The sequence below is a fragment of the Amycolatopsis thermalba genome, from assembly GCF_023376025.1.
GTDB classification, from domain to species: domain Bacteria; phylum Actinomycetota; class Actinomycetes; order Mycobacteriales; family Pseudonocardiaceae; genus Amycolatopsis_E; species Amycolatopsis_E thermalba.
In genome coordinates, this window is the sequence record NZ_CP091196.1 from 6901578 (window position 1) to 6918186 (window position 16609).

The following is a 16609-nucleotide window of genomic DNA, read 5'->3' on the forward strand; positions in this document are numbered from 1 at the left end:
AGAGCAATATTGGTATTGCACCGAGCATATCACCGGATCTACGGTCGGGGCATGACGATCGACATCGCCTTCGACGACAAGGGCTCGGGCCCCGCGCTGGTCCTGGTCCACGGCCACCCGTTCGACCGCTCGATGTGGCGGCCGCAGCTGGACCACTTCAGCGAGCGCGGCTGGCGCGTCATCGTGCCCGACCTCCGCGGGTACGGCGAAACGACGGTGGTGCCCGGCAAGACGCCGCTCACGGTGTTCGCCCGCGACCTGGAAACGCTGCTGGACCGGCTGGACGTCGGCGAGTTCGTCCTCGGCGGGCTGTCGATGGGCGGGCAGATCGTGATGGAGTGCCACCGCCTCTTCCCGGAGCGGATCCGCGCACTGGTCCTCGCCGACACCTCGCCCCGCGCCGAGACCGAGGCGGGCAAGCGCAATCGCACCGAGATGGCCGAGCGATTGCTCCGAGAAGGGCTCCGCCCGTACGCCGACGAGGTCCTCACGAAGATGGTCGCGCCCGCCAACGTCGCCGCGATGCCGGACCTCGCCGAGCACGTCCACCGCATGATGCGCTCGACCTCGCCGGAGGGCGCGGCGGCGGCGCTGCGGGGCCGGGCCGAGCGCCCGGACTACGTGCCGACGCTGGCCGGGATCCGCGTGCCGACACTGGTCGTCGTCGGCGACCAGGACGAGTACACCCCGGTCGCCGAGGCCGAATTCCTGCACGCGCACGTCCCCGGCGCCGAACTGGCGGTCATCACGGGCGCGGCGCACATGCCCAACCTGGAACGCACCGTGGAGTTCAACTCCGTCCTCGCGGACTTCCTGGCGACGCTGCCTCAGGCGTCCTAGGAACCGAGCGCCGCGGCCAGCAGGACGAAGGCGGCGATGATGACGGCGACGCGGCCGTAGTGGAAGCGGTCCCACCGGTTCGCCTGCTGCTTCCAGTCCGCGGGCCGGTTCTCGGGGGTCCACGTCTTGCTGCGGTTGTTGATCGGGACGAGCAGCAGGACCGACATGAGCACGCTGACCATCAGCAGCGCGCCGGCGGTGACCACGAGACCGGTGCCGTGCTGCCACCCGGCGATCGCCCAGATCGCGACCAGGACGACCGAGGTGATGTACCAGACCGGCATCACGGCGCCGAGCATCCGGCCGCCGTAGGCGCGGCCGCGCAGGGCGCTGTCGTCCGGCAGGTGGTCGAGGATGCGGTTGATGACGAAGGCGACAGAGAACTCCACCCCCACCATCACGCCGACGACGACGGTCGTGAACACCTCGAGTGCGTTGAGCATGGGGATCTCTCTCCTGGAATGCTAGCGTTGATAGGCAACATGGCAACGCTAGCATTTCTACCGCTCGTTCGTCTAGCAGTGCTAGCACTGCGCCCGGGCGACGGCGGCGGGGAGAACGGAATTGGTGGTCAACCGCGGAACCACACCGGCGCCCCAATGGTCGCGCCACGGGCGCTGGCCTCCACTGCGGATTCGTCCTCGGCGGGCTGTCGATGGGCGGGCAGATCGTGATGGAGTGGCACCACCTCTTCCCGGAGCGGATCCGCGCACTGGTCCTCGCCTGGAACGCGCCGCCGAGTTCAACTCCGTCCTCGCGGACTTCCTGGCAAGGCCGCCTCAGCCGTCGTAGGCGGCGCGCGCCTGCTCGATCTCCTCGACCGTGGGATGCGCGTTGCGGCACCTCCGGTTCTGAACGACTGCAGGCGCCATCGATTCATTCCGGAGGAGACGAAGAATGCGTGCGGTGATCCGGGTGTCGGCGGCCGGGCTGTTCGCCCGGACGGGCGTGGCCGGCGTGGTCGAGGAGGCCGGCGCCGGGGTGGCGTTCGCGCCCGGGGACGCGGTGATCGGGCTGCGGACCAGGCCGGCCGGCCCGCTCGGCGCGTGGGCGGAGCACATCGTCCTCGACGCGGACGCCGTCGCACCGGCACCGGACGGGGCGGACCCTCCTGGTGACCGGCGCGGCCGGCGGGTTCGCGGTCGAACTCGCCGCGCTACGCGGGCTCCGGGTGGTCGCGGCCGCGAGCGCGCGCGACGAGGAGAGAACCTCGCCGAGGGGGTGCGCAAGCGGGTGCCGGGCGGGGTCGACGGCGCGATCGACGCGGCCGTGCTGGGCTATCCGGCGCTGGACGCGGTCAAGGACGGCGGCGCGTTCGTGGCGGTGATCGGCAACGGGCCGGACAACTACCGGGGCATCCGGATCCGCCCGGTGCGGATCAAGGCCGACGGTGTGGCCCTCACCGGGCTGTCCCGGCTGGCCGCGGCCGGGCACCTGACGTGGCGGTGGCCGGCACCCTCCCCCTGGCCGACGCGGCGAAAGCGGCGGCGCGGCTGCGGGACGGCGGGCTGCGGGGGCGTCTGGTCCTGGTGCCCTAATCCCCGCGGCCGAGGTGGTGCTGGAACAGCTTCCGGCTGATCCGGCCCAGCTCGGCGAACTCGTCGTCGCTCAGGGGGGCCACCACGGAATCGTGCACGGCCTGGCGGTATCCGGGCGTCACGCGGTGGAGGAAATCGGCTCCCTCCGCGGTCAGCACGGCGTACAGGCCGCGGCGGTCCGTCGGGTGTTGTTCGCGGCGGACCCAGCCGAGGCCGGCCAGCCGGGTGATCCGGTAGTTCAGCCTGCTGCCCGGCGAGAACAGCACGGCGGCCAGCTCGCCCATGCGCATCCGGCGGTCCGGCGCGCCGTCCAGCCTGGTGAGGATTTCGTACTCCGCATGGGAAATGCCCGCTGCCTCGTGCAGGTGCCGTTCGAGCGCGCGTTGCACGAGGGTCTGCGCGCCCAGGTACTGCACCCAGGCCCGGAGCTGGTCATCGGACAGCCGGTGGCTCTCCCGCATGGACCCTCCCAGTTGGTCGGCAGAGGCTGGAATATAGCCGATCGGCAGGGAACAGCCGGGTCAATTCAGGCACCGCTGCACGTGGCCCGGCACCAGAACGGCCTTGCGGCGGAGGATTTCGGTGAACGCCGCGGAAACGGGATCGCCACCCGGGCGCGTGTACGCCGCCAATCGGCGTCGCACCGGCGGGTCCGGGCGCAGCAGGTGCCCGGCGAACCGGGGCGGCAGCACGTTCGCCGGCACCAGCGCCGGACCCAGACCGGCCGCGGCCAGCGACGGCGCCGCGGCCGTCTGTTCGGTCCGCACCGCGGCGCGCGGCTGGAACCCGGCCGCCGCGCAGGCCTGGTCCAGCAGATCGGCGAGCCCGTTGCCGGGCGCGTAGTGCACCCATTCCCGCTCGGCGAGGTCCGCGAGGCGCACCCGCGTGCCGTCCGCGGCCGGATCGTCCGGCGGCACCACGACGACGAACTCCTCCTCGCCCAGCGGGTGCACCGGACCGTCCCAATCGGACGGTGGCGGCCCGACGGCGAGATCCGCCTGCCCCTGGGCCATGGCGGCGGCCAGTTCGTCGGCGTGCCGGTGCTCGAACAGCCGCACGTGCACCTCCGGATGGGCCCGCCGCCACGCCTTGAGCACCGGGGGCAGCACGCCCAGGCTCACCGAGTACACCGTCGCGACCATGATCTCGCCGCACTGCAGCCCGGCCGCCTGCCGCGCGGCGGCCACCGACTTCCGCGCCGCCGCCAGCGTGGCCCGCGCGTGCGGCAGCATCGCCCGGCCCATCGGCGTCAGCCGCACCGACCGCGGCAGCCGTTCCAGCAGCGGTCCGCCGGTCGCCCGCTCCAGCGCCCGCACCTGGTGCGACAACGCGGGCTGCGTCACGTGCAGCAGCTCGGCCGCCCGCGTGAACGAGCCCGCGTCGACGATGGTCACCAGGTACTCCAGCTGGCGCAGGGTCATGAACGAAGCTTATGCCGCGACCGGAACCGCGCGGACCCGCTCATGCTGCTGCGCTCGCCACAGCCACCACGCGGCACCCAGCGCGATCACCGAAGCGCCGGTCAGCCACCAGAACGCGACCTGGAAGGCGTGCTCGGCGCCGGTGGGCAGCAACCGGGACAGCACGATCGCGGACATCGCGCCGCCGACCGCGCCGCCGACCCGCATCAGGATGTTCAGCATCGTCGTCGCGTCCGGCAGCTGCTCGCGCCGCACCGCGGTGAACGCGGCGGTCCCGGCCGGCGACGCCGACAGCGCCAGCGCCATCCCGCGCAGGAACAGCAGCACCTGCAGCAGCACCGGGTCCGCGTCCGCGCCGAGGACGGCGAACGGCGCCGTGGTGAGCACGGTGAACACCCCGCCGGCGAGCGCGACGATCCCGCCGCCGTACCGGTCGGTCAGCCACCCGGCCAGCGGCAGCACCACCATCGTGCCCAGGCCGAGCGACAACAGCGACAGCCCGGTCGTCACCACGTCGGCGCCGCGCAGGATCTGGAAGTACAGCGGGAACAGCAGCATCGCCCCGAACATCGCGGCGCCGATGAACAGGCTGGACACCGTGCCCGCCGCGAACACCGGGTTGCCGAACAGCCGCAGGTCCAGCAGCGGCCGCTCCCGCCGCCACGACCGCAGCGCGAACACCACCAGGCCGGCCGCGCCGAGCGCCAGCGCCACCAGCACCGACGGGCCGATCCCGCCGCCGCCCTCACCGACCGCGGTGAGCGCGTAGACGAACAGCGGCAACCCGAGCCCGACCAGCGCGAACCCGGTCCAGTCCAGCCGTCCGGCGCCACCCGGCTCACCGCGCGGCACGTACTTCAGCCCGAGCGCCACCCCGATCGCGCCGATCGGCAGGTTGATCAGGAACAGCCACTCCCAGGACAGCGAGTCCAGCAGCACCCCGCCGACGGTCGGTCCGATCGCGGGCGCGCTGCTCACCGCGATGCCGAGGATGCTCATCACGCGCCCGAGCCGCGCGGGGCCGACCGCCTGGCCGAGGATCGTCTGCCCGGCCGGGGTCAGCAGCCCGGCGGCCAGGCCCTGCACGACGCGCAGCGCGACGAGCCACCCGATGTCGCCGGCCAGCGCGCACAGCCCGGACGCGACGGTGAACGCCGCGAAAGCGCCCAGCCACAGCCGCCCGACACCGATGCGGCGGCCGAGCCACCCGCACAGCGGCAGCGACACGGCGAGCGCGATCAGGTAGGCGGTCGTCACCCACTGCACCTCGCCGAGCGAGGCGCCCAGGTCCGTGCCGATGCGGTCGAGACCGACGTTGACCAGTGACGAGTCCAGCATGCCGACGAAGGCGCCGAAGACGATCACCAGGGAGATCCGCCACACGGGCCAGGGAATCCGTTCCATGATCCCGAAGCTAGAACCTCTAGTAATGTCGAGGTCAATGCTCGCTGAGCAGCACCGTAGGATGGGCGCGGCGAAATCCGGCGACACGGGACGGGACGATGAAGCACATCTACGCGGGCAAGGTCCGGGAGCTGTACTCCGACGGGGACGACATCCTGCTCGTCGCATCCGACCGCATCTCGCTCTACGACGTGGTGATGCCCACTCCGATCCCGGACAAGGGCAAGCTGCTCACCCAGCTGTCGCTGTGGTGGTTCGAGCACCTCGCGGAGATCGTGCCGAACCACGTCGTGTCCACCGACGTGCCCGAGGAGTTCGCCGCCCGCGCGATCCGCGTCAAGCCGCTGAAGATGGTGCAGGTCGAGTGCATCGCGCGCGGCTACCTGACCGGCCTCGGCCTGAAGGAGTACCAGAAGCAGGGCACCGTGTCCGGCGTCGCACTGCCGCCGGGCCTGGTCGAGGGCAGCAAGCTGCCGGAGCCGATCTTCACGCCGACCACCAAGGCGACCGAGGGCCACGACGAGTTCATCACCTTCGACGACGTGATCGCGCAGGAGGGCCGCGAGACCGCGGAGCGCCTGCGGGAGCTGACCCTGGCGATCTACCGCGCGGGCGCCGAGCGGGCCGCCGCGAACGGGATCATCGTCGCGGACACCAAGGTCGAGTTCGGCTGGGACGCCGACGGCGTGCTGACCCTCGGCGACGAGGTCCTGACGTCCGACTCGTCGCGGTTCTGGCCGGCCGACCGGTGGCAGCCGGGCCGCCCGCAGTTCTCGTTCGACAAGCAGTACGTGCGTGACTGGGTCAGCGGCACCGGCTGGGACAAGACGCCGCCCGCGCCGGAGATCCCGGCCGACGTGGTGGCCACCACCCGCGCCCGCTACATCGAGGTCTACGAGCGGATCACCGGACGCACCTGGGGCGCATAAAGAGCGTTCATGGGTCCCGGTACCAACGGGACTTGGACTTATCGCTCGCGGCGGCGGAACCTGGGCTCATGAGCACGGAACGCAAAGTCGCCCTGGTCGCCGGGGCGAACGGGGTCATCGGCCGCAACCTCGTCGACCACCTGGTCTCGCTCGGGGACTGGGAGGTGATCGGGCTGTCCCGGCGCGGCGGGACGGGCCGCGGGCGCGTCCGCCACGTCGCGGTCGACCTGCTGGACCCGGCCGACGCCCGGGACAAGCTCGGCGGGCTGACCGATGTGACGCACGTCTTCTACGCGGCCTACCAGGACAAGCCGACGTGGGCCGAGCTGGTCGGGCCGAACGTCGGGATGCTGGTCAACCTCGTGGACGCGATCGAGCCGGTCGCCCGCGGGTTGCGGCACATCAGCCTCATGCAGGGCTACAAGGTCTACGGCGCGCACCTCGGCCCGTTCAAGACGCCGGCCCGCGAGGACGACGCCGGGCACCTGCCGCCGGAGTTCAATGTGGACCAGCAGAACTTCCTGGAGCAGCGGCAACGGGGCAAGGCGTGGACGTGGTCGGCGCTGCGGCCGTCGGTGGTGTGCGGGTTCGCGCTCGGCAACCCGATGAACCTGGCGACCGTGATCGCGGTGTACGCCTCGATCTCGAAGGAACTCGGCGTACCGCTGCGGTTCCCGGGCAAGCCCGGTGCGTACACGTCGCTGCTGGAGATGACCGACGCCGGGCTGCTCGCGAAGGCGACCGTGTGGGCGGCGACCGACGAGCGCTGCGGCAACCAGGCGTTCAACATCAACAACGGCGACCTGTTCCGGTGGCACGAGCTGTGGCCGAAGCTGGCCCGGTGGTTCGACCTGGAAGTGGCGCCGCCGCTGCAGATGTCGCTGGAGACGGTCATGGCGGACAAGGAGCCGCTGTGGAACGCGATGCGTGAGCGGTACGGGCTGGAGCCGTCGTTCGGCGAGGTGTCCTCGTGGCGCTTCGGCGACTTCGTCTTCGGCTGGGACTACGACGTGATCGCGGACGGGTCGAAGGCTCGCCGGTTCGGGTTCCACGAGTTCGTCGACACCGAGGAGATGTTCCTGTCGATCTTCGACGAGCTGCGCAAGCGTAAAGTCATCCCGTGATGGCTAACCTGAACGCATGAGCACTCCCGTGGAGTTCTACTGGCGCCCCGGCTGCGGCTTCTGCATGGCGTTGCGGGCCGGCCTGGAGCGGGCCGGCCTGCCGTTCACCGAGGTGAACATCTGGGAGGAGCCGGGAGCGGCCGAACGGGTCCGCGAGGCCGCGAACGGCAACGAGACGGTGCCCACGGTCTTCGTCGGCCCGACGGCCATGGTGAACCCCAGCGTGGACGAGGTGCTGGCGGCGGTGCGCGAGCACGCTCCCGAGCTGCTCTGACGCGATCTACCGGTAGGTACAGTGGAGCCGTGGACACCTCGGAGCGGCTGATCCGCAGCACGCAGGAGCTGCTGCGGGACCGCGGCTACGTCGGCACCAGCCCGAAGGCCATCCAGCAGCGCGCGCAGGCCGGCCAGGGCAGCATGTACCACCACTTCAGCGGCAAACCGGCCCTCGCGCTCGCCGCCATCCGCCGCACCGCCGAGGAGTTGCGTGCCGAGACCGAGGCCCTGCTCGCCGGTGGTGGCACCGCGCTCGACCGGATCGAGAAGTACCTCCTGCGTGAGCGGGACGTCCTGCGCGGGTGCCCGGTCGGGCGGCTGGCCCAGGACCCGGACATCGTCGCCAGCGAGGACCTGCGGCAGCCGGTGCACGAGACCTTCGACTGGCTCCGGCGCCGGCTCGCCGAGGTCCTCGCCGACGGCGTCGCACGCAACGAACTGCCCGCCGATCTGGATCCGGACGCCACCGCGGTTACCCTCGCCGCGGTCGTCCAGGGCGGCTACGTGCTCGCTCGGGCGGCCAGTTCCGCGGAACCCTTCGAACGTGCGATTGATGGGGTACGGAAGTTGCTTGGAGCGATTTCCCAACACTGACCGTAATTTGGACGCCGTTTTCCCGCCCCGCGTGTATCGGCATCACCCGGTTGCGGTACAAATGCGCGCAACTGTCGGTATGCCTTCGCGTCTCGAAAGGTGGGTCCGGTGAACGACGAAGTGTCGGTGGCCGAACTGCTCGAGCGCGAGGGCTGGACGGAACAGCCGCGCGCGCCGAGATCCCGGTTCCAGGTGGTGGCCGTGATGCTGGCCGTCGTCCTGGGGTGCGGGCTCGCCGCGATCCTGGTCAAGGTCGGCGCGGACACCCAGCCCACCGACGACGCCGCGTTGTTCAGCCTCCCGTCCGGGCCGACCGGTGGCCTCGCCGGCGGTGGCGTCCCGGAGAACCCGCACACCACCGAGCGCACCAACAGCTCGTCCCGCGTCGTGGTCACCAACCAGGCCACCGACGCCGACGCACCCGGCAACGGCATCCCGTGGTCCACGAAACCGCGCACCAGCACCTCCACCGAAACGGTGACGGTGACCGACTCCAACCAGCCGCCGGCCTCGAGCACCGATCCGGGGTCGCCGCCCGGGCAGACCGGCCCGAGCCAGACCGGCACCGCGCCCGGCGGTGACACCACGACCACCACCACCCCGTCGCGCACGCCCCCGAGCTGCATCCTGATCATCCTCTGCCGCCCGTAAGCTCGGCCGGGTGGAGATCTTTCACCTGCGCTACTTCGTCGTGGTGGCCGAGGAGCTGAACTTCTCGCAGGCCGCCCGCAAGCTCCACATGGCCGCGTCCCCGCTGAGCCAGCGCATCAAGGACCTCGAACACGAGCTCGGGCACCAGCTGTTCCGGCGCAGCACGCACAGCGTCGAGCTGACCGACGCCGGCGCCGCGCTCCTCCCGCTGGCACGCGAAGCCCTGGAACACTTCAACGCGATTCCGTGGCGCCTGCGCGAGGCCATCGGGCCCCGGCACCGGATGGCGCTCATCGGGGTGCCCGCCGGGCTGCACCCCGATCTGCGGGCCCGCGTGCAGGAGCTGGAGGAACGCTGCCGCGACCGGTTCGACCTCAAACGCTGGCCCGGCCGCACCAGCGATCTGATCGAGGCGGTGCACGACGGCCGGCTGAGCCTCGCGCTGGTCCGGCTGCCGGTGAGCGACCCCGCGCTGGAGGTCGTGCGGGTGCTGTCGGAACCGCTGGGCGCCGTCGTGCCCGCCGACCGGTTCGCCGGCCGCGACTCGCTGAGCCTCACCGACCTCGCGGACCTGCCGTACGTGCCGGTGCCACCGGAAGCGCAACCGTTGTATTTCGAACAACTGGACCAGGAATTGCGCGCGGCAGGTGTGAAGAAACGCCTCAAACCGCCGCAGACGGACTATTCCGGGGTCGCCGAGATCGTCGCGAGCGGGCTCGGGTTCACCGTCTCGATGCTCGACCCGCGCAGCCCGATGCGCAACTACAGCGTCGAGAACGTGGCCGTGCTCCCGATCACGGATTTCCACCCCGAGCTGCGGACCGGCCTGATCTGGCGGCGTGACCGGGCGTGCGACGGCGCCGAGCTGACCGGGCTCGTCGCGGACGCCAGGGAGGTTTTCCGGCAATTGGTATGACCGCTGTGGTCATACCAATGTTCGCGCATTGATCATTCCCTTTCCGCGTTTTCCGGCCTACCGTCGAATTGTCAGGTGAGGACGAGAACGAGGAGCAGGAATGAGTGGTCCACTCGACGGGATCCGGGTCATCGACCTCTCCACGGTGGTGATGGGCCCCTACGCCGCGCAGATCCTCGGCGACCTGGGCGCGGATGTCATCCGGATCGAGGCGCCCGGCGACTCGGCCCGCAACGGGCACTACCGCACCACGCCGGGCATGACCGCGCTGGCGATGGCCGTGAACCGCAACAAGCGCAGCGTGGCCCTCGACCTCAAGGACGACGAGCAGCGGGCGCGGGCGCTCGCGCTGATCGACACCGCGGACGCCCTGATCACCAACATGCGGCCCGGCGCGCTCGGCAGGCTGGGCCTGACCTACGACGAGCTGTCCCGCCGCAACCCGAAGCTGGTCTACGCGCACGCGCAGGGTTTCCGCGGCGACTCCGACCGCGCCGGCCACGCCGCCTACGACGAGACCGTGCAGGCCGCGTCCGGGCTGGTCGACATCGCCAACCGGGCGCTGGGCAAGCCGGTGTACCTGCCGACGATCCTCGGTGACAAGGTGTCCGCGCTGACCATCGCCTACTCGGTGCTCGCCGCGCTGCTGCACCAGCGCAGGACCGGGCGGGGCCAGCGCATCGAGGTCCCGATGACGGACACGCTGATCGCGTTCAACCTGGTCGAGCACCTCGCCGGGCACACGTTCGAGCCGCCGTCGGCGCCCACCGGGTTCCCGCTGTCGATGGGGCAGGGTCACCGCGCGGTGCGCACCAAGGACGGCCTGGCGTGCGTGATCCCGTACAACCCGCGGAACTTCCGCGACTTCTTCGCCGCGGCCGGGCGGCCCGAGCTGGCCGAGGACCCGCGCGTGAACGGCGACTACGTGGACGCGGCGGACAAGGACGCGCTGGCCGCCCTGATCGAGGAGTGCGCTCCGGCGCTGACCACCGCGGAGTGGGCGGAGGTGTGCGCGAAGCACAGCATCCCGATGGCGCCGGTGCTGGAACTCGACCGGGCCGAGGAGGACCCCTACGTCCGCGACGGCGGGTTGATCCAGCTGGTCGAGCACCCGACCGAGGGCGCGATCCGCACGGCCGGCATCCCGGTGCGGTTCTCGGAGACGCCGGCCGAAATCCGCCGCCTGCCGTCGGTCCCGGGCGCGGACACCGAGGAGGTCCTGCGCGAGGTGAGCGGACGATGAAGGCCACCGCGGTCGCGCAACACCTCACCACGCCCCTGACCAGCCCGGCCTACGCGCCGACCGTGCCGCGGTTCACCGATCGCGAGTACCTCAACATCGTCTACCGCACCGATCGGGACGCGCTACGAGCCGTCGTTCCGGAACCGCTGGAGGTCGACGAGCCCCTGGTGCGCTTCGAGGTGATGCGGATGGGCGACGTGAGCGGGTACGGCCCGTACACCGAGGCCGGGCAGGCGATCCCGGTGCGGCTCGGCGACGAGCGCGGCGAGTACCTGCACGCGATGTACCTGGACAACTTCCCGGCCACAGCGTCCGGCCGCGAGGTCAGCGCCTACCCGAAAACCGTTGGCGCGCCACGGTTGTGCGTCGACCACGGCGCACTGGTGGGCACGCTGGACTACGGCACGCTGCGGGTCGCGACCGCGACCATGGGCTACAAGCACCACCGCCTGGACCCCGGCGAGGCCCGCGAGCAGATCGCCGTGCCGACGTTCATGCTCAAGATCGTCCCCGGCTACGACGGCCGTCCACGCGTCGCCGAGCTGGTCCGCACCCGGATCACCGACGTGACGGTCAAGGAGGCGTGGACCGGGCCCGCGCGGCTGCAGCTGTTCGAGCACGTCCTGGCCCCGCTGGCCGATCTGCCCGTGCGGGAGGTCGTCTCGGCGAGCCACGTGCTGACCGATCTCACCCTGGCGCCGGTCACCCCGGTGCACGACTACCTGGAGGCGTCATGAAGATCGCGGTGATCGGCGCCGGCACGATCGGCCTGTCCTGGGCCGCGCTGTTCGCCGGGCACGGGCACGAAGTGCGGGTCAGCGACCCGCGCCCGGACCTCGTGGAAGCGGTGGGCGACCTCGACGTTCACATCGCGGCCTCGGTCAGCGAAGCCGTGCGCGACGCGGACGTGGTGCAGGAGAACGGACCCGAGCGCCTGGACTTCAAACGGGAGCTGTTCGCCAAGCTCGTCGCCGAGGCGCCCGCGCACGCGCTGCTGCTCAGCTCGTCCTCGGCGATCCCGTCGAGCGAGTTCACCGCGGGGATCGACGGCTCGCGTGTCCTGATTGGACACCCGTTCAACCCACCGCACGTCATGCCGCTGGTGGAGGTGGTCCCCAACCCGCGCACGACCGAGGAAACCGTGCGGAAAGCCGTGGAGTTCTACCGCTCCCTGGGCCGCGTCCCGGTCGTCGAGCACCGGGAAGTTCCCGGTTTCGTGGGCAACCGGCTGCAGAACGCCCTGCAGCGCGAGGCGATCCACCTGGTGCAGGAGGGTGTGGTCGATCCGGCCGGGCTGGACGAGGTCGTGGTCAACTCGCTCGGTCTGCGCTGGGCGGCGGTCGGGCCGTTCCTCGGCTCGCACCTCGGCGGCGGGCCGGGCGGCTACCGGCACCTGGCCACGCACATCGGATCGTCGATGCGGCGCCTGACGCTCGGGCAGCCGGACGACAGCCCCGAGGCGACCGAGCGCGTCATCGAAGCCGTGGAAAAGGCCTACGGCGACCGGGAATACACCGAACTCGCGGCGGAGCGCGACCGCAAGCAGCTCGCGATCCTCGCCGCCCGCGGACAAGGAGACACGAAATGAGCGCCGATTTCTACGGCTACGAGGACCTGCTGTCCGAAGAGGAGCGCAAGACGCTGCTCAAGGCCCGCGACTTCCTGCGCGCCGAGGTCAAGCCTCTGGTCAACGAGTACTGGGCGCGCGGCGAGTTCCCCCGCGAGCTGATCGGCAAGTTCCGGGAGCTGGGCCTGGCCGGCGTGGCGTACGAGGGCTACGGCGATCCGCTGCCGCGCGGCAGCCACCTGCTGACCGGGATGCTCGCCGCGGAGTACTCGCGCGTCGACGCGTCCGTGGCGACCTTCTTCGGTGTCCACAACGGACTCGCGATGTACAGCGTGTACGCCGGCGGCGACCAGGAACAGCGCGACCGCTGGCTGCCTGCCATGGCCGCGATGGACAAGATCGGCGCGTTCGCGATGACCGAACCGCTCGGCGGGTCGGACGTGGCCGGCGGCATGCGCACCACCGCCAAGCGCGAGGGCGACACCTGGGTGCTCAATGGGGCCAAGCGCTGGATCGGCAACGCCACCTTCGCCGACCTGGTCGTCGTGTGGGCCCGCGACGTCGACGACAACCGCGTCAAGGGGTTCGTCGTGGAGACCCCGGCCGAGGGGTTCGCACCGGTCAAGATCGAGAACAAGGTCGCGTTCCGGATCGTGGAGAACGCCGAGATCACCCTCACCGGCGTGCGCGTGCCGGAGGCGAACCGGCTGCAGAACATCCGCTCGTTCCGGGACGTCGCCGAGATCCTGCGCGCCACCCGCGGCGGCGTTGCCTGGCAGGCGCTGGGCGTGATGATCGGCGCGTACGAGGCCGCACTCGCGTACGCGAAGGAGCGCGAGCAGTTCGGCAAGCCGATCGCCGGCTTCCAGCTCGTGCAGGACCTGCTGGTCAAGAGCCTGGGCAACATCACCGCCTCGTGGGGCATGCTGGTCCAGCTCGCCCGGCTGCAGGACGCCGGGATCTTCCGCGACGAGCAGTCCTCGCTGGCCAAGGCGTTCGTCACCGCGCGCATGCGCGAGGTGGTGGCCTGGTGCCGTGAGCTGCTCGGCGGCAACGGGATCGTGCTGGACTACGACGTGGCGCGGTTCTTCGCCGACGCGGAGGCCATCTACTCCTTCGAGGGCACCCGCGAGATGAACACCCTGATCGTCGGCAAGGCGATCACCGGCCAGAGCGCGTTCGTGTAGCCGATCTCGCATTACAGATCGGTAACTGTCAGCAACGAATTCCCCCTTTCAGGCGAAGAGAAGTCGTACGCCTGGAAGGGGGATACATGCACTCTCGGTGGTTAGCCAGACGCTTACTCGCGTTCATCGGGACGGGACTGATCACGTTGGGCCTGGTCACGGCGATCTCGGCCCCGCAGGCCGCCGCCGCGCCACCGCCCGGCTTCGTGCTGCTCGACCAGCCGACCGGTCAGAACGCGTTCGACCTCACCGACTTCGCCTACCTGCCGGACGGCAGCTACCTGACCACCGGCAAGGGCGGCAAGCTCAACTGGACCTCCACCGACGGCAAGACCACGCGGACCCTGCGCACCCTGAGCGTACGCAACCAGGGTGACCTGGGCCTCGTCAGCGTGGCCGTGGCGCCCGACTACGCCACGTCGAAGGCCATCTACCTGATCCGCTCGGTGCCCGGCGCGACGTCGTTCACGCTGCGCCTGGCGAAGTGGACGGTCACCGGTTCCCCCGAGCCGACCGGCATCACCGGTGAGCAGACGCTGCTCGAGATGCCCGGCGGGTCCGATGTGCACGGGATGACCGGTCTCATCGCGGCCGACGACGGCACGCTGTGGGTGTCCACCGGTGACAACGCCGACTACACCCGCGTCGACGAGAACGCGCTGAAGACGCTGGACGTCAACAGCCCCCAGGGCAAGGTCCTGCACATCAACGCCAACGGCAGCGGCGTGTCGACCAACCCGTACTACGACGCGGCCAACCCCACCGCCACCCGCAGCAAGGTGTTCGCGAGCGGTTTCCGCAGCCCCTTCCGGTTCACGCTCGACCCCAGCAGCGGCCTGCCCGTCGTCGGTGACGTCGGCTGGAACGAGTGGGAGGAGCTCGACCTGGTGCAGCCGGGCCGCAACTACGCCTGGCCGTGCTGGGAAGGCAACCACCGCACCCCCGGCTACGCGGACCTGCCCGGGTGCGCGTCGGTGACGAACAGCGCGCCGCTGTGGGAGTACCACCACGGTGACGCCTCCAACCAGGGCAACAGCATCACCGCCGGCATCGTCTACACCGGATCCAGCTACCCCGCCGACTACCAGGGTGCGTTCTTCTTCGGCGACTACGTCGGCAAGAAGCTGTGGACCGCGCGCTGGAACACCGCGGGCACGCTGACCCAGGCGCCGCAGGATCCTCCGCTGGCGACCGACATCGGCGGCCCGGTCAAGTTCGCCGCGGCCCCCAACGGCGACATCGTCTACGCCGACATCTACACCGGCAACCTGCGCCGCCTGAGCTACGTCACGGGCAACTCGGCCCCGGTGGCGAAGGCGACCACCACCTCCGACCCGGCGACCCGCACCGTCACGTTCGACGCGTCCGAGTCGACCGACTACGACGGTGACGCGCTGACCTACACGTGGAACTTCGGCGACGGCACGACCGGCACCGGCGTGACCACCACGCACACCTACACCGCCGACGGCCCGTTCACCGCGACGCTGACCGTGCGCGACCCGCTCAACAAGACCGGGACCACCTCGTTCACCGTCGCACCGGCCAACCACACGCCGGTGATCACGCTGACCGAGCCGGCCGCGAAGAACTTCGCGATCGGTGAGTCCGTGTCGCTGTCGGCGACCGCGACCGACGCCGAGGACGGCGCGCTGCAGGTCAACTGGACCAGCATCGTGCTGCACTGCCCGGAGGAGGAGACCTGCCACTCGCACCCCGGCGTGGGGGCCAGCGGCTCGACCTTCAGCGTCCCGTTCACCGACCACCCGGACTCCCGGATGATCCTGACGGCGACGACCACCGACAGCGCGGGCGTGTCCACGAGCACCAGCTACACGGCCTGGCCGCGTCAGCACCGGCTCACGCTGACCTCGAACGTGCCCGCGTCGCTGCAGATCCCGTCCGAGGGCGGCGTGAACAGCGCGCTGGTGACCGAGGGCGTCACGCTCGACGTGGTGGCCGCGGAGACCGCGTCCGACGGCGCGTCCAAGTTCTCCGCCTGGGAGAACGGGGCGACCAGCCGGACGCGCACGTTGACGGTCACCTCGGATCTGACGCTGACCGCGACCTACGCGACGGCCATCGACCAGCGCTACAACAGCGACCCCGCGGTGCGGGCGCTGCTGGGCGCCCCGACCGCGCCCGAGGTGCAGGACGGCAACGTCAACTACCGGGTCTACGCCAACGGCCGGATGTACTGGTCGGCGCAGACCGGCGTGCACGAGATCCACGGCGCGATCCTGGGCAAGTTCCTGGAGCTGGGCGGTCACACCCGCTTCGGCGCGCCGACGACCGATGAGCTGACCACGCCGGACGGGGTGGGCAAGTACAACCACTACATCGGCACGCCCGGCACGCTGACGGCGTCGATCTACTTCTCGCCGAACACCGGAACCCACGCGATCTGGGGTGCGATCCGGGAGAAGTGGGCGGAGAAGGGCTGGGAGGCCGGCCCGCTCGGCTACCCGACGACCGATGAGCTGGTGACGCCGGACGGGATCGGCCGGTACAACCACTTCAGCAAGGACGGGTCGATCTACTGGACGCCGGCGAACGGGGCCCACTCGATCTGGGGCCTGATCCGGCAGGTGTGGCAGCAGACCGGCTGGGAGGCCGGGCCGATGGGCTACCCGGTGACCGACGAGCTGATCACGCCGGACGGGATCGGCCGGTACAACCACTTCAGCAAGGACGGGTCGATCTACTTCTCGCCGTCGACGGGCGCGCACGAGATCTACGGCGCGATCCGGGCCCGGTGGGCGGCCCTGGGCTGGGAGAAGTCGTACCTCGGCTACCCGACGACGGGCGAGTTCGCCTCGGCGGGTGGACGGCGGAACAACTTCCAGTGGGGCTACATCCAGTGGTACCCGAACGGAACGGTCGTCGACCGGCGGTACTGAGTTCCGCTGAGAAAGCCGC

Annotated in this window: 17 protein-coding genes; 13 read left to right on the plus strand and 4 right to left on the minus strand. The window is 70.7% G+C overall.

Annotated features, from left to right (window positions below; all coding sequences use genetic code 11):
• The first annotated feature begins 51 nt into the window (after positions 1-51).
• Positions 52-840 (plus strand): alpha/beta fold hydrolase, encoded by a 789-nt coding sequence (locus L1857_RS33370; protein WP_249467253.1) that lies wholly within the window; start codon positions 52-54, stop codon positions 838-840.
• Here the strand turns inward: L1857_RS33370 and L1857_RS33375 are convergent.
• Positions 837-1283 (minus strand): anthrone oxygenase family protein, encoded by a 447-nt coding sequence (locus L1857_RS33375; protein WP_116111544.1) that lies wholly within the window; start codon positions 1281-1283, stop codon positions 837-839. The genes L1857_RS33370 and L1857_RS33375 overlap by 4 nt on opposite strands.
• 454 nt (positions 1284-1737) lie before the next feature.
• Between L1857_RS33375 and L1857_RS33385 the strand changes: the two genes are divergently transcribed.
• Positions 1738-2418 (plus strand): hypothetical protein, encoded by a 681-nt coding sequence (locus L1857_RS33385; protein WP_249467254.1) that lies wholly within the window; start codon positions 1738-1740, stop codon positions 2416-2418.
• Here L1857_RS33385 and L1857_RS33390 read toward each other — a convergent pair.
• Genes L1857_RS33390 through L1857_RS33400 form a run of 3 tightly spaced genes read right to left on the minus strand, consistent with a single transcriptional unit; the run spans position 2375 to position 5203 of the window.
• Positions 2375-2839 (minus strand): MarR family winged helix-turn-helix transcriptional regulator, encoded by a 465-nt coding sequence (locus L1857_RS33390; protein ID WP_116111546.1) that lies wholly within the window; start codon positions 2837-2839, stop codon positions 2375-2377. The two genes, L1857_RS33385 and L1857_RS33390, sit on opposite strands and share 44 nt — an antisense overlap.
• Positions 2840-2899: 60 nt before the next feature.
• Entirely contained in the window at positions 2900-3799 is a 900-nt protein-coding gene (locus L1857_RS33395; protein WP_249467257.1) for a LysR family transcriptional regulator, read from the minus strand.
• A 9-nt stretch (positions 3800-3808) separates the two neighbouring features.
• Positions 3809-5203, minus strand: a complete 1395-nt coding sequence (locus L1857_RS33400; protein ID WP_233157144.1) for an MDR family MFS transporter — start codon at positions 5201-5203, stop codon at positions 3809-3811.
• Positions 5204-5301: 98 nt separating this feature from the next.
• Here L1857_RS33400 and L1857_RS33405 point away from each other — a divergent pair, with 98 nt between their 5' ends.
• The 11 genes from L1857_RS33405 to L1857_RS33455 all read left to right on the plus strand — a co-directional run bounded on the left by L1857_RS33405 (position 5302) and on the right by L1857_RS33455 (position 16590).
• Entirely contained in the window at positions 5302-6132 is an 831-nt protein-coding gene (locus L1857_RS33405; protein ID WP_094004453.1) for a phosphoribosylaminoimidazolesuccinocarboxamide synthase, read from the plus strand.
• A 68-nt stretch (positions 6133-6200) separates the two neighbouring features.
• On the plus strand, positions 6201-7256 hold the full coding sequence (locus tag L1857_RS33410) for an SDR family oxidoreductase (RefSeq protein WP_116111548.1): 1056 nt from the start codon (positions 6201-6203) through the stop codon (positions 7254-7256).
• A 16-nt stretch (positions 7257-7272) separates the two neighbouring features.
• Positions 7273-7530 carry a glutaredoxin family protein gene (locus tag L1857_RS33415; RefSeq protein WP_094004451.1) on the plus strand — a complete coding sequence of 86 codons (258 nt, stop codon included), beginning with the start codon at positions 7273-7275 and terminating at the stop codon, positions 7528-7530.
• 29 nt (positions 7531-7559) lie between these two features.
• Positions 7560-8126 carry a TetR/AcrR family transcriptional regulator gene (locus tag L1857_RS33420; protein WP_116111549.1) on the plus strand — a complete coding sequence of 189 codons (567 nt, stop codon included), beginning with the start codon at positions 7560-7562 and terminating at the stop codon, positions 8124-8126.
• A gap of 108 nt (positions 8127-8234) precedes the next feature.
• Positions 8235-8777, plus strand: coding sequence for a hypothetical protein (locus L1857_RS33425; protein ID WP_116111550.1), 543 nt, complete (start codon positions 8235-8237; stop codon positions 8775-8777).
• 10 nt (positions 8778-8787) lie between these two features.
• Positions 8788-9693 (plus strand): LysR family transcriptional regulator, encoded by a 906-nt coding sequence (locus tag L1857_RS33430; RefSeq protein ID WP_249467259.1) that lies wholly within the window; start codon positions 8788-8790, stop codon positions 9691-9693.
• Positions 9694-9793: 100 nt separating this feature from the next.
• Positions 9794-10936: a CaiB/BaiF CoA transferase family protein gene (locus tag L1857_RS33435; protein WP_116111552.1), complete on the plus strand. Its 1143-nt coding sequence runs from the start codon at positions 9794-9796 to the stop codon at positions 10934-10936.
• Positions 10933-11673 (plus strand): acetoacetate decarboxylase, encoded by a 741-nt coding sequence (locus tag L1857_RS33440; RefSeq protein WP_116111553.1) that lies wholly within the window; start codon positions 10933-10935, stop codon positions 11671-11673. Before L1857_RS33435 ends, L1857_RS33440 begins: the two co-directional genes overlap by 4 nt.
• On the plus strand, positions 11670-12524 hold the full coding sequence (locus L1857_RS33445) for a 3-hydroxyacyl-CoA dehydrogenase NAD-binding domain-containing protein (RefSeq protein ID WP_116111554.1): 855 nt from the start codon (positions 11670-11672) through the stop codon (positions 12522-12524). The genes L1857_RS33440 and L1857_RS33445 overlap by 4 nt, the downstream gene beginning before the upstream one ends.
• Positions 12521-13690, plus strand: a complete 1170-nt coding sequence (locus L1857_RS33450; protein WP_116111555.1) for an acyl-CoA dehydrogenase family protein — start codon at positions 12521-12523, stop codon at positions 13688-13690. The genes L1857_RS33445 and L1857_RS33450 overlap by 4 nt, the downstream gene beginning before the upstream one ends.
• A 146-nt stretch (positions 13691-13836) precedes the next feature.
• Complete coding sequence (locus L1857_RS33455; protein ID WP_116111556.1) at positions 13837-16590, plus strand: PQQ-dependent sugar dehydrogenase; 2754 nt, start codon at positions 13837-13839, stop codon at positions 16588-16590.
• The last annotated feature ends 19 nt before the right edge of the window (positions 16591-16609 follow it).

Bases quoted from the DNA above. Each gene is read 5' to 3' on its own strand.
- L1857_RS33370 (WP_249467253.1), top strand. From the start codon at position 52: ATGACGATCGACATCGCCTTCGACGACAAGGGCTCGGGCCCCGCGCTG.
- L1857_RS33375 (WP_116111544.1), bottom strand. From the start codon at position 1,283: ATGCTCAACGCACTCGAGGTGTTCACGACCGTCGTCGTCGGCGTGATG.
- L1857_RS33385 (WP_249467254.1), top strand. From the start codon at position 1,738: ATGCGTGCGGTGATCCGGGTGTCGGCGGCCGGGCTGTTCGCCCGGACG.
- L1857_RS33390 (WP_116111546.1), bottom strand. From the start codon at position 2,839: ATGCGGGAGAGCCACCGGCTGTCCGATGACCAGCTCCGGGCCTGGGTG.
- L1857_RS33395 (WP_249467257.1), bottom strand. From the start codon at position 3,799: ATGACCCTGCGCCAGCTGGAGTACCTGGTGACCATCGTCGACGCGGGC.
- L1857_RS33400 (WP_233157144.1), bottom strand. From the start codon at position 5,203: ATGGAACGGATTCCCTGGCCCGTGTGGCGGATCTCCCTGGTGATCGTC.
- L1857_RS33405 (WP_094004453.1), top strand. From the start codon at position 5,302: ATGAAGCACATCTACGCGGGCAAGGTCCGGGAGCTGTACTCCGACGGG.
- L1857_RS33410 (WP_116111548.1), top strand. From the start codon at position 6,201: ATGAGCACGGAACGCAAAGTCGCCCTGGTCGCCGGGGCGAACGGGGTC.
- L1857_RS33415 (WP_094004451.1), top strand. From the start codon at position 7,273: ATGAGCACTCCCGTGGAGTTCTACTGGCGCCCCGGCTGCGGCTTCTGC.
- L1857_RS33435 (WP_116111552.1), top strand. From the start codon at position 9,794: ATGAGTGGTCCACTCGACGGGATCCGGGTCATCGACCTCTCCACGGTG.
- L1857_RS33440 (WP_116111553.1), top strand. From the start codon at position 10,933: ATGAAGGCCACCGCGGTCGCGCAACACCTCACCACGCCCCTGACCAGC.
- L1857_RS33445 (WP_116111554.1), top strand. From the start codon at position 11,670: ATGAAGATCGCGGTGATCGGCGCCGGCACGATCGGCCTGTCCTGGGCC.
- L1857_RS33450 (WP_116111555.1), top strand. From the start codon at position 12,521: ATGAGCGCCGATTTCTACGGCTACGAGGACCTGCTGTCCGAAGAGGAG.